Below are 14,421 nucleotides of genomic sequence, written 5' to 3' on the forward strand. Positions count from 1 at the left end.
ATCATCCTTCTAGACACCTGCCCGCGGTGCGGCATACCGTCTGCGCCGCAGAAAAATCAGGCGATGACGGCGTTCAGTTCGTCGCGCTGTCGCAGGGCGGCCTGCGCGGACGCCTCGGCAAAATCGGCTCCCGATGACGCGAAGAGGATATTCCGGCTGCTGTTGACGAGGTTCAGGCCGTACCCGGTCCCGGCCGCCTGGAGGATCGACCGGGCGTCGCCGCCCTGGGCGCCGATGCCGGGGATGAGAAAGGGAAGGGAGGGGCAGGCCTCGCGGATGGCGCGAACGGGGCCGGCGTCGGAGGCGCCCACGACCAGGCCGGCTTCGCCGGGCCAGCGCCCATCCCACTGGCTTGCGAGGCGCGCGGTGCGCAGGTACAGTTTTTCGCCGTCCACCTCGAGCTCCTGGAGGTCCGCGCCGCCGGGGTTCGACGTGCGGGCCAGGATAAAGATCGCCTTGCCGGGGAATTGCAGGAAGGGCTCCACGGAGTCGCCCCCCATATACGGAGAGACCGTGCAGGCGTCGAACCCGAGATCCTCAAACACCGATCGCGCGTAAAACTGGGCCGAGTTGCCGATATCGCCACGTTTCGCGTCGGCGATGGCGATGGTGTCGTCGGGCAGGAGACGCCGGGTCTTTTCGAGCGCCTCCCAGCCGGCGGCGCCGAAGGCTTCGTAGAAGGCGAAGTTGATCTTGTACGCGCTGGCGTAGGGCTTTGTGGCCTCGATGATGGCCGCGTTGAAGGCGACGATGGCCTCGGCCGGCGTGTGGCTCCGACGCAGCGCATCAGGCAGTTTGGGGAGATCCGGATCCAGGCCGATACAAAGCAGGGAGCGTTTGTTTTCCTGGGCGAGCGTCAGCTTTCGGGCGAAGGTCATGCGGTCAAACGGGCGTCGATGGCGGCGTACAGCGGGCACCCGAATATACATCCACCGAACCCTGAAATGTCTATGGAGCTTCCGCGAATCGGGAGGAACCGGATTCGACCGTCCCGTGTAGTCAACCGACCCTCGGCGGAAGGGCTTTCATCCAATCGGCGCTTCGACGCATCTTTGCCGATCACGGTGTCGTTACCTGTTCTATGCCCCGTTCGGGCTTGATTTATAGATGATGGAGGACGTATGTCAGCTACCAGTTTGAGCAATATGAAGCATGTTTCGGCGAAAGACCGAAAGATGATCCAGGATATAGAAGCGATGATGGGGCCGGATCCGCGCGAGCTCGGTTTCGTCAAGAACATGTTCGCCGGCCGCTATCGTGAAGACCTGATCTTCCCGTATCCGCGCGAGAGCCGCTCCGAGCGCGAGAAGTGCGATCGGATGCTGGCCGAACTCGAACGTTATCTCAAGGAAGAGCACCCGGCCGTTCTGATCGATCAGGAGCAATACGTGCCGCAGTGGTGCTTCGACCGGCTGTTCGAGATCGGCGTGATGGGGATGACCGTCCCCGAAGAATACGGCGGCCTCGGCCTGGGCGTGACGAGCTACAACCGGGCCCTGGAGATGATCGGCAGCCATTGCGGCTCGACGGCGGTGATCGTTTCGGCGCACCAGTCGATCGGCTGCAAGGCGATCATGCTGTTCGGCACGGAGGAGCAGAAGAAGCACTGGCTGCCGCTGGTCTCCCGCAAATTCCTGTCGGCCTTTTGCCTCTCCGAGCCGGACGTAGGGTCGGACGCGGCCGGCCAGCGGACGCATTGCGTCCTGAGCGAGGACGGCACCCATTACATCCTCAATGGGGAGAAGAAGTGGAGCACGTCGGGCGCACTCGCCGGCGTGTTCACCGTGATGGCCAAACACACCTACACCGATCCGGCGACGGGCAAACCGCGCGAAGGCGTGACGGCCCTCATCTGCACGCCGGACATGGACGGGGTGGAGATTTTCCAGAACAACCGGAGCAAGACGGGTATCCGAGGCACCTGGCAGGCCCGTATCCGCTTTCACGATGTGAAGGTGCCTCGCGCCAATTTGCTTCACCATGAAGGCAAAGGGCTGAACGTGGCCCTTACCTGCCTGAACTACGGCCGCTGCACCCTGAGCGCCGGCGTCATCGGCGCGGCGCGGCGGGCCATGAATCAAAGCATAAAGTGGGCGCAGACCCGCTTCCAGTTCGAGCGGCCGCTGGCCGAGTTCGAGCTGGTCCAGCAGAAAATCGCCCGCATGAGCGCGCTCACGTACACGATGGACGCGCTGCTGTACATGATGACGGGCATGCTCGATCGACAGGACCGCGACATCATGGTCGAAACGGCCATCACGAAAGTCTTTTCGTCCCACATGGGCTGGGAGGTGATCGACGACGCGATGCAGATCATGGGCGGCGAGGGCTACATGACGGAAAACGAACTCGACCGGATCTGGCGGGACAACCGCATCCACCGGATCGTCGAGGGCTCGAACGAAGTGATGCAGTCCTTCATCTTCGCCTACGGCGGCAAGCAGATCGCCGAGCAGATGATGGGGATTCAACAGGCGCTGGCCTGGGACAAGGCGGATTCCGTGCTGGACAACCTGGCCCGTATCATCGGCAACGGCACCCGGGGCTATCTGCTCCGGCGAGCCATCCCGCTGGGCGCGGAACTGTTTCTCGGCATCCGTTCGCCGAAACCGCTCATGCGCAGCGCACACCCGCTGCTGGAAGGGTACGCAACCCGGCTGGCGACGATGGTGCAGCGGCACGCGTACTATTTCAAGATGGCGAGCAAGTGGAACCGCGAGCACATCGTCAAGCGGCAGGCCGTGCAGGCGCGCGTCGCCGACAACGCCATCTACCTGTTCGCGCTCTCCGCGGCGATGGCGAAGATGGACGGCCAGATTCGCAACGGCGAATACGGGCTCGCCTACGAGCGGGACAAGGCCGCCCTCGCGCATGCCTTCGACCTGTTCGAGCAGGCGTTCTACCGCAACATCGGCGAGCTCCGCAACAACACCGACGACAGCATGCGCAAGGCCGCCGAGGCGGCGCGCCGGCATAGCGACAGCCTGCCGAATGCCGACTTCTACATCCCGGAATCCTCCCCCGTGGCCGCCGGCACCGGAAAGCAGCCCCCCGCCGAACACATCAAACAGTTCCCGGGCACCGCAGCCACGGCCGGCGATGGCGCCATGAGCGAGGCGTCCGCCAAAGTGAATGCGCCCGGAAAGCCGTCAAAGCCCCGGGCGCGCACGTGATGAAGGGTTTCAGGATCGAGGTTCAAGGTTTAAGGGCATCGCGCTCCTTAAACCTTGAACCTCAGTCCCTGAACCTTTTCACCGCGTCGGATACCAGACGTATTTCCCGTCGCGACCCAGGTAGCCGATGTTGGTGATGATGTTGTTTTCGTTGTTCGGGTCGCGCGTCTCGATGATGACTTGCGCGAGGCCTTTGTGGAAGGGCGAGGCCACGTCGAAGTCCGGCTGCGCGATGACGTTGCCCGACTTGTCGATATAGCCCCAGAACCCGTCGATCAGCACGGCGGCGCGGCCTTCCGAGAACGGGCGGGCGTCCTCGAACTGGGGTTCGATCACCATCCGGCCCGACTTGTCGGCGTAGCCCCACGTATTGGTGTTTTCGCGTACGGCGACAAGGCCCTCGCTGAAGTCGCCGGCTTCGATATACTTCGGCGGAATCTTCGCGTTGTTGCCCGGATCGATAAAGCCCCAGCTGTCGCTGATCTTGATGGCCGCCATCCCGTCCGAAAAGCTCCTCGCCTCGGCGTACTGGAAGTCGACGACCATGTTGCCGCTCTCATCGATGAAGCCGTACTGGTTCGAGTTGAAGTCGAGCACCAGCGCGCGACCGCTGTTGAAGTCGTTGCCGGTATCCTCGAATTCGTTCAATTCGGGCGTTTCGAGCGTGCGGACGATGTTGCCGCGCGAGTCGATGTACTCCCAGTCGAAGTCCGACGTGCGAATGAACGCGCGGCCGTTCTTGAAGCTGTAGGCGGCGGTGTACTGGGGGTTGATGGCGAAGGCGCCGGAGCGATTGATGAACCCCCATCGCCCGTCGACCTGTACGGCCGCGAAGCCTTCCGAGAACGGACGCCCATCCTGGAAACGGGGTTCGATCACGTATTCGCCGGCCGGGTCGATGTAGCCGACGGCGCCTTCCCGAATACGCGCCAGGCCATCCTGGAAGTCGCGCGCCGCGTCGAACTGCGGCTCGATGATGATGCGGCCGTTTTCGTTGATAAAGCCCCAGTTGCCGTCGATGCGGACGGGGAACAGCGCGATGCCGTCGGTCTCGTTCGTCTCGTCGTTCGAGGTGAGCCCGCTGATGAAATCGCACCCGGTCAGGCTGATGCTGACGGCCAGTGCGGCGAACAGATACAATACAGAATACTTCATGATCATATGCGCTTGATGGTCCGGCGTGCGCCGGCAAGAAGGAGTCGGACGTCCGTTCCGATCAGTTCATGGGATACCAGACGTACTTGCCGGAGCGATCGATATAGCCGATGCGCGGATTGTTGTTGGGGTCGCCGATGAGGACGCGGGCCAGCCCGCCCCGGAAGGGTTCGGCGGCATCGAAATTCCGCTCCATCGCTACGCGGCCCGTGGCCTTGCTGACGAAGGTCCAGTCGCTGTTGATGCGGACCGCGGCCATGCCCTCCGAGAAGGGCTGCGCCTCCCGGAATTCGCCGAAGACGACGATCTCGCCCTTCTTGTTGATGAACTCGAAGCCTTCGTTGATGGCGACCACGGCGAGCCCTTCGGAGAACGGCTCGGCGCTGCCGAAGCGGGGCGAGATGATGGGGTTGCCCTTGGTGTCGAGGTATCCCCAGCCTTCGCCGGTCTCGAACGGCGCATAGCCGTCGACGAAGTCGCCCAGGACCTGCACCGTCAGCTCGGGGCTGATGGCCGTTTCGCCGTTTTTGCTGATGTAGACCCAGCCGCTGAGCCCTTCCACGGCGGCGAGGCCGTCGGAGAAGGAATGCGCGTCGCTGTAGCGCGGCTCGATCACCATCTCTCCCGAGCGGTTGATGAAGCCCCAGCGGGTGTCGGTGCGAACCGGCGCGAGCCCCTCGGAGAACGGCTGAGCCAGCTCGAACTGGGGCTGGATGACCGTCGTGCCCTCCTTGTTGATGAACCCGTACAGGTCGTCGAGCGCGGTGCCGCGGACGAACGCCATCCCTTCGGCGAAGCGGCCGGCGACCTGGAACTGGGGCTGGACGATGACCGCGCCTTTTTCATTGACGTAGCCCCAGAGGCCGTTCAACTGCACGGCGGCCATGCCTTCGGAGAAGTCGCGGGCGTTGTCGTACGCCGGCAGGATGATGATGCGTCCCAACCCGTTGATGTACCCCCATTTTCCATCGATCTGGACGGGATACAGCTGGCTGGCGTCGCCTTCGAGCGATGCCGAATCGGACTCCTCGAACAGATCGCATCCACTCAGGAGGACGCCGCCGAGGCAGAGGAGCGTGGTGGCGAGTATCGCGCTCGCCACCACGTTTTTCGTGATTACTGATTTCATGATTACTGCTGGATGAAGCGTAGGATGGACTCCTTACTCACTGATCTTACGCAGCCGTGTGCCTGGTAATCTGATGCAGGATGCAAGATGCAGGATTTTGTACCGGGCACCAGGCTTTTCGGACGAAATCCTGCATCCTTTATCTTGCATCCACAGATGGACACGATGCCTTGCGTAACACGAGTTACTCAGTATTACTTCATGAAGACCATCGACCGTGTCTTGACACCATCGGGGGTTTTCAGGGTGTAGAAATAGGTGCCGCTCGGCATGCGTCCGCCCTCGAAGTCGATCTGGTGCGAACCGGCGGTCTGGTACTCGTCGACCAGCGTCCGGACAAGCCGGCCCTGGGCGTCGTGCACCTGGAGCGTCACGCGACTGGGTTGATTGAGCGTGTACCCGATATTCGTCGTCGGATTGAACGGATTCGGGTAGTTCTGGGAAAGCTCGAAGGCCTCCGGCACCGGCGTCGGCTCGTTGCTGACGCGGATCTTGTTCTCGATGAAATCCATCCGCGGCATCGCCGTGCCAAGCATGCCGTCGACTTCGCCGGCCGGCAGGCCGAACCAGTCCTGCAGGATGGAGGCGTACACCGAGCGGAAGTCCGTCGACGGCTCGGGATCACCCCCGTACAGCTGGGTGATGAGGTCGGACTGCTGCCCGTAGACACCGCGTTTGAGGCCGGGGCCGAACATGAGCATCGAGGCGCCGGCGCCGTGGTCGGTGCCGCGCGAGCCGTTTTCGCCCAGGGTGCGTCCGAATTCCGAATAGGTCATCGTAAGCACCTTGTCGTTGAGCCCGTCGACGGCGAGGTCCTGATAAAACGCGGCCACCGAGTCGGCGATATTCCGCCAGCGGTCCGCGTACTGGCCCGTGGCGCCGCCCTGATTCGAGTGCGTATCGAAGCCGCCGATGGAGACGGAGATGACCTTGGCGCCAAGCCCGCCCCGGATGAGGCGCGCGGCGGCGGCGAGGTTGCTGCCGAAGCCGGTCGGGTACGTGCCGGCGAGGTTCGATCCGTTGTTGGCGGCGCGCTGGATCGAGGACACATAGCTCAACGCGGCGTTGGCGACGGCGCGGACGTATTTCAGCGGTCGGCCGTAGGCGACCCCGTTGACACGGCTGTCGTTCGCGTCGTAGAGACCGCGGCGCGCGATCTCCTCGATGAACTGCGCGTCGCCGAGGCTCACGCCGAGGTTGCCCAGGTTGCTCTGGAAGAGCGACACCGGTCCGCCGATCAGCACGGCCATCGGATGGTCGATCGGCTGGCCGAGGTTGTCGATGACGTCCTCGACATACCGCCCCCACACGCCGGACGTGAAGTTGGCGTTGCCGCTGCCGATGACATTGCCGCTGCCCGTCGCCCAGTTGACCGTGCCTTCGAAGTGCGAGCGCGTCGAACTGCGGTAGCCGGTATTGAGGATGGCGGCGAGGCTGTTGTTATTCCAGAGGTTGGTCAGGCTCGCCATGGCGGGGTGAAGACCGTGATCGCGTTCCAGGGCGACCACGGAGCTTTTCGGGATCGCGATCGTGGGGCGAACCCGATAGTATTCGTCGATCTCGTAGGGGACGACCGTGTTCAGGGCGTCGTTGCCGCCGTTGAGCTGGATGAGCACCAGGATGCGATCGACTTCGGCGTTTTGAAGCGCCTGGAGGATCGGCGCGTGGCCGAATGCGGTGACGGGGCTCCCGTTGAGCATGACCGAGGCGCCGGCGACACCCATTCCCAGACGGGTGAGGAAGTCGCGGCGGGACCAGGCCATGTGGTCCTGGGTGTGCGCTGCACCGTCCTCGAGACGGCGGCCGCGCCGCGACCCTTCATGCCCGTGACCCTCGTGCCCGTGGTGATGGTGATGATGACAATGCTCGTGCATGGGTTATAACCTGCGTGTTAAAGTCCGTTTCTTGAGGCGAAAACGGGGGGCCTGGGCGAGGGTTAGTGCAACTGGTATTCAGGGATCTCGCGGCTCAGGAGCGCGATGTAGTGCTGGAGCACGATGCGTGCGCGCGCCTTGTCGGTGCCGGGGCCATTGACGATGTCGGGCCATTCGTAGTGCGGCATGTCGCCGAGAAGCACCTTGGAGACGTTCGAGACGATGGGATCGCTCAGCACCGAGGCCGGCGGCGGCGTATCCGGGTCGCCGGCGAAGCTTTCGCTCACGTCGCGGATGCTCGCAATATCCAGCGGCACCGGGACGAGCGTCCGTGCGAGGTCTTCTGCGATCTTGAACGGGTTCGCGGGATCGGACACGCGCACGGCCACTTCGACGGGGTCGAAATCGCCGGCAGCGCCGTCGGTGAGGTCGGCGATGATGTTCCAGCGCTCGGGCAGGAGGCTCGTCGTCAGCCACTTTTCGTCGCCCGGCGCGTTGGCCGCATCCGGCGGATTCATGCCGGGCCAGCCGGCGACGTTCGGCGGGTTAAAGAGCTCCTGGTTCATCGAGCGCGGCTCGAGCTGCTGGCGCATGTATTCGAGCACGCTGTCGCTCGGCGGCGTTTCGGTCTCGTTCAGGAAACCGATGAGGAAATCGATCGGGCTCTTGATGCGCGAGCCGTAGTACGTCGGCGAGAAAAAGCGCTGGCTCGTGAAGAGCGTCTGGAGCACCGGCTTCAACTCGTAGTCGTTGTCCACCATGACCGCAGCCATCTCGGCGATGAAGGCTTCATCCGGGACCGGGTTGACGAAGTACACGTAGAGCTTGCGGCACAGATAGTGCGCGATCTGGGATCCGCGCTGCGCAAAGATGAAGTCGATCAGCTGCGCATATTCGACCTCGGGGTCGGCGTTACCCTGGAACGACTGGCCGAAGATCGTTTTGGTGCCGCTGTCGTGCAGCGTGCTTTTCGACACGGTGCGGAAGCGGCTTTCATCGACCTGCCATCCGGTCAGGACGCGGGCGATCTGTTTGATGTCGGCCTCGGTGTAGTTGAGGCTGCCGCCCGGACCGTACTGGCCCATGGTGAACAGCTCCAGCAATTCGCGGGCGTAGTTCTCGTTCGAGCCGGCGGGGTTGCCTTGCTCGTCGGTCGTCGGCACGTTGGAGTTGTTGTCCAGATAGAACAACATGGCCGGGTCGAGCCCGATTTCGAAGATCAGCTCCTTGAAGTTGCCGAGCGCATACGTGCGGAGCAGCTCGTAGTAGGTGTAGGCATAATACGGCCGCTCGTAGACGCTGTACCCGGTGACGAGGTGGTTGTGCAGCAAGAGGGTCATCTTTTCGATGAATCCCTGCTCTTTCATGCGCCACATCCAGTCGCGCTGCACTTTATACAAGTCGTCGATATCGCCCGAGAGCTTGTTCTTGTACCAGGTGGGGGCTTCCGGGAGGGCGTTCTCTTCGGCTTCCTGCAGAATAATAGCAACGGCTTCCTCAGCCGTCATTCCGATGAACCCGTTGACACGCCGCAGGCGAGCGCCAAATTCGCTACGGGTAACCAGATGTCGGGCATCTGCGCGCGTGAGGGGTGCGGTATGCGGCTGAATCGCCATCGCCGCTTGCGATGCCGGCATCGGCGCCGTGTTTCTGGCCGGCACGCCGATAAAGCTACGTCTGTTCATGGTAAGGTCCCAATGTGTGCAATCAAACCGTGCGGAGTATGGATGGCCTCTGCGAGAGTGGAGGGACTCACCTGGGGGAGAGAGGCATACTTGCTTGCCTCCCTCATTCCATCTACTGTGCCAAACATCGTTCGACGGCCTGCGGACGTTTTACGGACGGGACCGTGGCCAGGGCGGTCCGATATGGGGTATCCCGCCGTTACAAAAAGGAACGCCCGGGGTCAAAAGCCGCGTTAAATGCACAGAAAAGGGCATATTGCCGGCCGAGCCGGCGGTAAAATGGCCTACGGCGGCATGCGCCGGCGAGGGGCCGGAAAGGGGGCGCAAAGGGGGCGAACGGCCGCTCGAAGAATCTGGCCGGCGGTCGACCGCCGCGGGTCCGGTGTGTGAAAATGCGGGGTTAGACGGTAGGGGTCAGGGCGTCCCCGGGGAGGGCAGCCAGACCGGGTCCCACTCTGAGCGCGCGAATGAGACGGGGCAATAGGCTTGCCGAAAAATCAAAAAGGCCGCCTGGGTTTTTGCAGACGGCCTCATTTGATTAACCTGTTAGATCGCTTCAGCCGATGCGATCGAAACCGGTATAGCGACGCAGGGCTTCGGGGATCAGGATGCTGCCGTCGGCCTGCTGGCCGTTTTCGAGCAACGCCGCCACGATCCGGGGCAGCGCCAGCCCGCTGCCGTTGAGCGTGTGGACGAAAACCGGCTTCTTGCCGCCGGCTTTCCGGTACCGCAACGACAGCCGGCGCGCCTGGAAGGCCTCGAAGTTGGAGGCCGAGGAGACCTCCAGCCAGCGCTGCTGGCCGGCGCTCCAGACCTCGAGGTCGTATTTCTTCGACTGGGTGAAGCCCATGTCGGCGGTGCACATCAGCAGCCGGCGATAGCGCAGGCCGAGCCGCTGGAGCGGACGTTCGGCATCCTCCCGAAGCGATTCGAGCGCGGCGTAGCTGGCGTCGTCCGGCACGATCTGCACGAGCTCGACCTTGTCGAACTGGTGGAGCCGGTTCAGGCCGCGCACGTCCTTTCCGTAGGAGCCGGCTTCCCGGCGGAAGCACGGGGTGTAGGCGCAATACTTGATCGGGAGGTCGTCTTCGGCGAGGATCTCGTCCCGATGGTAGTTCGTGACGGGCACCTCGGCCGTCGGCACGGCGTAGAGCGCGTCGCGCGTCATCTCGTACATCTGGTCTTCCTTGTCGGGAAGCTGGCCGGTGCCGCGGGCGCTGTCGGCGTTCACGAAGACGGGCGGCTGCATCTCGGTGTAGCCCCCTTCGTCGACGGCCAGGTCCAGAAAGAACTGGATCAGGGCGCGCTGGAGGCGAGCGCCCTTGCCGATGTAGAACGGGAAGCCGGCGCCGGTCACCTTGGCGCCCCGCTCGAAGTCGAGCAGGCCGTGACGCGCGGCGAGATCCCAGTGCGGGAGCGGCTCAAAGTCGAATGCCGGCTCATCCCCCCAGATATGGGCGACGACGTTGTCTTCCGGCGACGCGCCAAGGGGCACGCTTTCGTGCGGGATGTTCGGGATCTCCAGCAGGAGGTCGTCGAGCTGCTGTTCGACGGCGCGCGCCTCATCTTCGAGCGATTTGACGACGCCTTTCATGTCCGTGCTCTCCGCCTTTTTCAGCTCGGCCTCGTCGCGCCGGCCTTCCCGCATGAGCAGGCCGATGTCGCGCGCGATCTCATTGGCGCGGGTCTGGAGGTCCTGGAGCCGCGTGAGCGTATCGCGGCGCGACGCGTCGAGCGCCAGGATTCGGTCTACGACACCGGTGGCGTCGATGTGCTTGTCGCGAATGGCTTTCCGCACCCGGTCGGGTTCGGTGCGGAGGATATGGATGTCGATCATACTACGCGATCAGGGGGTGGAGACGGGCAGGCCGAGGCGCGCCCCGAGGTCGATGAGCGACTGCTCGATCGTGCGCGGCTTGTACCCGAACTCGCTTTCAGCTTTTAGAATGATAAAACCCGTGTTGAGCGGACGAAGCGCCTTTTGACTGAATCCCGAGCTATTTGTTCGCTTGATGAGCGTGGCGTCGAGATCGAACATGGCGGCGATTTTTTGGGCGAAATCGTACACGCTGAGGTATTCGCGTCCGGAGAGGTGGTAGATCCCGGTCTTGTCGAACTTGATGAGCCGCAGGATCCCCTGCGCGAGGTCGGGCGCGTACGTCGGCGTGCGCCACTGGTCGTCCACCACCTGGATCTCCTCGCCCCGGCTGAGCTTGTCGATCACCCAGAGCGCGATATTGGAGCGCGTCAGGTTCTCACCGGCGCCATAGACCAGCACCGTGCGCGCGATGGCCCATCGCCCGAGGCCCGACTTCAGGATGGCGTTCTCGGCGGCAAGCTTCGATTTGCCGTAGAAGTTGACCGGGTCGGGCCGCTGGTTTTCCGTATACGGGCCGCCCTTGCCGTCGAACACGAAGTCGGTGGAGATATGGACGAGCTTGACGCCAAAATTCAGACAGCACCGCGTCATCTGCTCGACGGCATCGACGTTGATGCGCCAGCAGGCGTCGCGTTCGTCTTCGCACTGGTCCACGGCCGTCATGGCGGCGCAGTTGATCACCACGTCCGGCGTGAAAAGCCCGAAGAGGTGCCGCACGTCGGCGGCGCTGGTCAGATCGAGCTGGGTGTAGCCATACGAGCCGCCGGAAAAACGCGGCTGCTCGTCCTTGCCGGTTGCGAGGACGTCAAATTCGGGGTGTGGACTGAAGGCGGCGACGAGTTCCTGCCCGAGCAGGCCGTTTGCGCCGGTGATGAGGATTCGCTGGTATAACATATCGTGGTGCTCACGGCCGGCGCGCGCCGGCACTGAACGACGTAACGGACCTTGCGCACGGGCATCCTGGCTGCCGGATAATGGCGCGGCGCGGTGCATGGATGCGGGATGCGCATACATCGCGCCATCTCACCTATTCCGCATCCGCTGTACGGACCGCTTACGTGCGAAAGATCAGGTCGTAAGATAGCTGTTTTGGGGCTCCATTGTAAATGAGGGGCCGGGGGACGTCGCCGGCGGGGGCAGGATGCGCTCAGAAATAGTAGCGCAGGCCCGCGGAGCCGCCGATCCGCACGATGGACTGAGGCAAAAGCTCCATGCTGGGACGTGCCTGAAGGAAAACCTCGAAGCGCTGTGTGAAGTAATTGAGGCCAAATTGCGCGGAGAGCCCCAACAGAAGCCGGGCGTCGTTGGACCGGATGTCCCGCCCGATCAGAAAGCCCGGCCCGAGAAAAAAGCCGAGCGGCGATTCCGGGATGGCATACTCGTACGAGGCGTGGAAGTTTGCGAGCAGCGACCGGTCGAAGCCCCATGCGGCCATCAGGTCCAGGGCGATGTCTTGCTCCAGATACAGCTTGAACGTGAGGCCTGTCGGCTTGCCGATCTGTGCCCCGAGGGCGAAGCGGCCGGGGTGCGTCGCGCGTTGCGCCAGGGCTACGGGCCCCAGGAGGCCACAAGCCAGCCCGAGCCAGAGGATGACCGTCAGGCAACGCCCGGTGCGCGACCAGGCCCGTCGTGATAGGGCGCCGCTCACGGTTCCGCTCAATCGTCTCGATGCGTCAGGGTCCCGATGATGTCCTCCTTGATGAGTCGGGCATCCTTGAGTTCCATCCGGCCGGAGATCACCAGGCGCAGCTCGCGCCGGCGCGCGGCCGCCTCGAAATTCGCGTGCTCATGGTCGGTTTCCGGGTGAATCGGGGGCACGGGCACCGGTCGCCCCTCCTCGTTGATCGCCACGAACGTGTAGTAGGCCCGGTTGCACTTGCGCCGCGTCTGCGCGAACGGGTTTTCCGCCCAGACGTTGAGTTCGACTTCGAGGGAGGAGCGGAAGGTCCGGTTGACCTGGCCTTCGATCACGACGATTTCGCCCTGATGGATGGGCGACTCAAACTCGACCGAGTCGACGGCCGCCGTCACGCACACGTGGTTCGTATGCCGCTGCGCGGAGATGGCGGCGCAGATGTCCATCAGGTACATCAGCCGGCCCCCCATCATGTTGCCCAGGTTGTTCGTGTCGTTGGGCAGCACGATCTCGCTCATGGTGCAGCGGGACTGGCTGACGGTTCGGTTCTCGGACATACGGGGGCGCGGGTTCTGGTCAGGTTTTCTGTTTCTTCTTCTTCGCGGCCGGGAAGAGGACGTTGTTCAGAATCAGCCGGTAACCGGGCGAGTTCTTGTGCAGGTTGAGATCGGTGGGGGGATCTCCGACAAAATGCTGATAGTCCTCGGGGTCGTGGCCGGCGTAAAAGGTGTAGGTGCCTTCGCCGCTCGATCCGTGGAGATACCGCACCTCATCCCGGCCGGGCGATTCGGCGAGGATAACGACATTGGGCTTGATGAGATCCTTCCGGAAATTGGTCGTCTGGCCGATGAACCCTTTGACCGTGGCCACGTGGTTTTGCGTCAGCATGGTGGGCACGGGGTCCCACTTGGCGCTGAACTCAAAGAGGGTGAAATAGTCGAGCGCCGGGTTGCGCAGCTGCGGGGGCGGCGCGCCGGTGTCGATGTTGGAATGTTCGTACTGCTGCGCGTTGAAGTTGGGCTTGAAATCCTGAAACGCGAAGGTTTGCGAGAAATCCAGCTTCGACAATGCATCCGGGTCGATCGGGTCGCCATCGTACTCTGCCGGCACAATGTCGGTATTGTGCGCCGCCAGGGCGAGGTCGAACGTGTCGGTCCCCGAGCACATCGCGAACAGGAAGCCGCCCTGGACGACATAGTCGTGGATGGTCTGCGCCACGGCGAGCTTCAACTGGCTCACCTTGCGGAAGCCGTGTCGCCGGGCGGCCGTCTCGGCCTGCCGTTGCTGCTCGATGTACCACGGCATGGAACGGTACTGCAAAAACTTGCCGTACTGGCCCGTGAAGTCCTCATGGTGGAGGTGGATCCAGTCATATTCGCTGAGCTTGCCGTCGAGCACGTCGTCGTCGTAGATCATGTCGTAGGGCACCTCGGCATAGGTCAGCGCCAGGAGCACGGCGTCGTCCCACGGCAGCGTCTGCTTGGGCGCGTAGACGGCGACCCGCGGGGCTTTCTCCAGACGCATCATGGCCGTGTTGCTGGCTTCGCTTTCGACCTCGGCGATGATCGTGGCCGACTGCGCACCGCTCAGGCGTTCGTAGGAGACGCCGCGTACGCGCAGTTCATTTTCGAGGCCGTCGAAGGTGGCGATGAGAAACGAGCCGCCCCGGTAGTTGAGGAGCCAGTCGACATTGACGCCCTGTTTGAGCGTCCAGAACGCCACGCCATAGGCCTTGAGGTGATCGGATTGCCGCGCATCCATGGGGACGAGGATATCCTGGCCCTGCACGGAGGACGCGAAGACGCCGGCGAACAGCAGGGCCAGCAGGAGCGGAGTGGATCTGGACATGGTGTAATCAGCTCGGGAAGAAAAAAGCAGGCAAAACGGGGG

General features: G+C 63.2%; 11 protein-coding genes. 1 reads left to right on the plus strand and 10 read right to left on the minus strand.

The window, feature by feature from the left end:
• Positions 1-56: 56 nt before the first annotated feature.
• Entirely contained in the window at positions 57-878 is an 822-nt protein-coding gene (gene pyrF, locus R2834_08460; protein ID MEZ4700347.1) for an orotidine-5'-phosphate decarboxylase, read from the minus strand.
• A 297-nt stretch (positions 879-1,175) separates the two neighbouring features.
• Between pyrF and R2834_08465 the strand changes: the two genes are divergently transcribed.
• On the plus strand, positions 1,176-3,173 hold the full coding sequence (locus R2834_08465; protein ID MEZ4700348.1) for an acyl-CoA dehydrogenase family protein: 1,998 nt from the start codon (positions 1,176-1,178) through the stop codon (positions 3,171-3,173).
• A gap of 78 nt (positions 3,174-3,251) precedes the next feature.
• Here the strand turns inward: R2834_08465 and R2834_08470 are convergent, their stop codons facing one another.
• From R2834_08470 to R2834_08510, 9 genes are all read right to left on the minus strand, one after another.
• The gene (locus tag R2834_08470; GenBank protein MEZ4700349.1) at positions 3,252-4,328 is read right to left on the minus strand and encodes a WG repeat-containing protein; all 1,077 of its coding nucleotides are present in this window, start codon (positions 4,326-4,328) and stop codon (positions 3,252-3,254) included.
• 61 nt (positions 4,329-4,389) lie between these two features.
• A complete protein-coding gene (locus R2834_08475) occupies positions 4,390-5,457 on the minus strand; it encodes a WG repeat-containing protein (protein MEZ4700350.1) in 1,068 nt (355 codons plus the stop codon).
• 194 nt (positions 5,458-5,651) lie between these two features.
• On the minus strand, positions 5,652-7,220 hold the full coding sequence (locus R2834_08480; protein ID MEZ4700351.1) for a DUF1501 domain-containing protein: 1,569 nt from the start codon (positions 7,218-7,220) through the stop codon (positions 5,652-5,654).
• A 173-nt stretch (positions 7,221-7,393) separates the two neighbouring features.
• Positions 7,394-9,016 carry a DUF1800 domain-containing protein gene (locus R2834_08485; protein ID MEZ4700352.1) on the minus strand — a complete coding sequence of 541 codons (1,623 nt, stop codon included), beginning with the start codon at positions 9,014-9,016 and terminating at the stop codon, positions 7,394-7,396.
• A 556-nt stretch (positions 9,017-9,572) separates the two neighbouring features.
• The gene (serS, locus tag R2834_08490; GenBank protein MEZ4700353.1) at positions 9,573-10,853 is read right to left on the minus strand and encodes a serine--tRNA ligase; all 1,281 of its coding nucleotides are present in this window, start codon (positions 10,851-10,853) and stop codon (positions 9,573-9,575) included.
• A 9-nt stretch (positions 10,854-10,862) separates the two neighbouring features.
• Positions 10,863-11,789: a dTDP-4-dehydrorhamnose reductase gene (rfbD, locus tag R2834_08495; protein MEZ4700354.1), complete on the minus strand. Its 927-nt coding sequence runs from the start codon at positions 11,787-11,789 to the stop codon at positions 10,863-10,865.
• 253 nt (positions 11,790-12,042) lie between these two features.
• Entirely contained in the window at positions 12,043-12,543 is a 501-nt protein-coding gene (locus R2834_08500; GenBank protein MEZ4700355.1) for a hypothetical protein, read from the minus strand.
• Positions 12,544-12,551: 8 nt separating this feature from the next.
• Positions 12,552-13,088 carry an acyl-CoA thioesterase gene (locus R2834_08505; protein ID MEZ4700356.1) on the minus strand — a complete coding sequence of 179 codons (537 nt, stop codon included), beginning with the start codon at positions 13,086-13,088 and terminating at the stop codon, positions 12,552-12,554.
• 19 nt (positions 13,089-13,107) lie between these two features.
• A complete protein-coding gene (locus R2834_08510; protein ID MEZ4700357.1) occupies positions 13,108-14,379 on the minus strand; it encodes an asparagine synthetase B in 1,272 nt (423 codons plus the stop codon).
• Between the last annotated feature and the right edge of the window lie 42 nt (positions 14,380-14,421).

The sequence above is a fragment of the Rhodothermales bacterium genome (assembly GCA_041391505.1).
Taxonomy (GTDB): Bacteria; Bacteroidota; Rhodothermia; order Rhodothermales; family JAHQVL01; genus JAWKNW01.

Coding starts and splice junctions, on each gene's coding strand:
- pyrF (MEZ4700347.1), bottom strand. CDS start 878: ATGACCTTCGCCCGAAAGCTGACGCTCGCCCAGGAAAACAAACGCTCC.
- R2834_08465 (MEZ4700348.1), top strand. CDS start 1,176: ATGATCCAGGATATAGAAGCGATGATGGGGCCGGATCCGCGCGAGCTC.
- R2834_08470 (MEZ4700349.1), bottom strand. CDS start 4,328: ATGAAGTATTCTGTATTGTATCTGTTCGCCGCACTGGCCGTCAGCATC.
- R2834_08475 (MEZ4700350.1), bottom strand. CDS start 5,457: ATGAAATCAGTAATCACGAAAAACGTGGTGGCGAGCGCGATACTCGCC.
- R2834_08480 (MEZ4700351.1), bottom strand. CDS start 7,220: ATGGCCTGGTCCCGCCGCGACTTCCTCACCCGTCTGGGAATGGGTGTC.
- R2834_08485 (MEZ4700352.1), bottom strand. CDS start 9,016: ATGAACAGACGTAGCTTTATCGGCGTGCCGGCCAGAAACACGGCGCCG.
- serS (MEZ4700353.1), bottom strand. CDS start 10,853: ATGATCGACATCCATATCCTCCGCACCGAACCCGACCGGGTGCGGAAA.
- rfbD (MEZ4700354.1), bottom strand. CDS start 11,789: ATGTTATACCAGCGAATCCTCATCACCGGCGCAAACGGCCTGCTCGGG.
- R2834_08505 (MEZ4700356.1), bottom strand. CDS start 13,088: ATGTCCGAGAACCGAACCGTCAGCCAGTCCCGCTGCACCATGAGCGAG.
- R2834_08510 (MEZ4700357.1), bottom strand. CDS start 14,379: ATGTCCAGATCCACTCCGCTCCTGCTGGCCCTGCTGTTCGCCGGCGTC.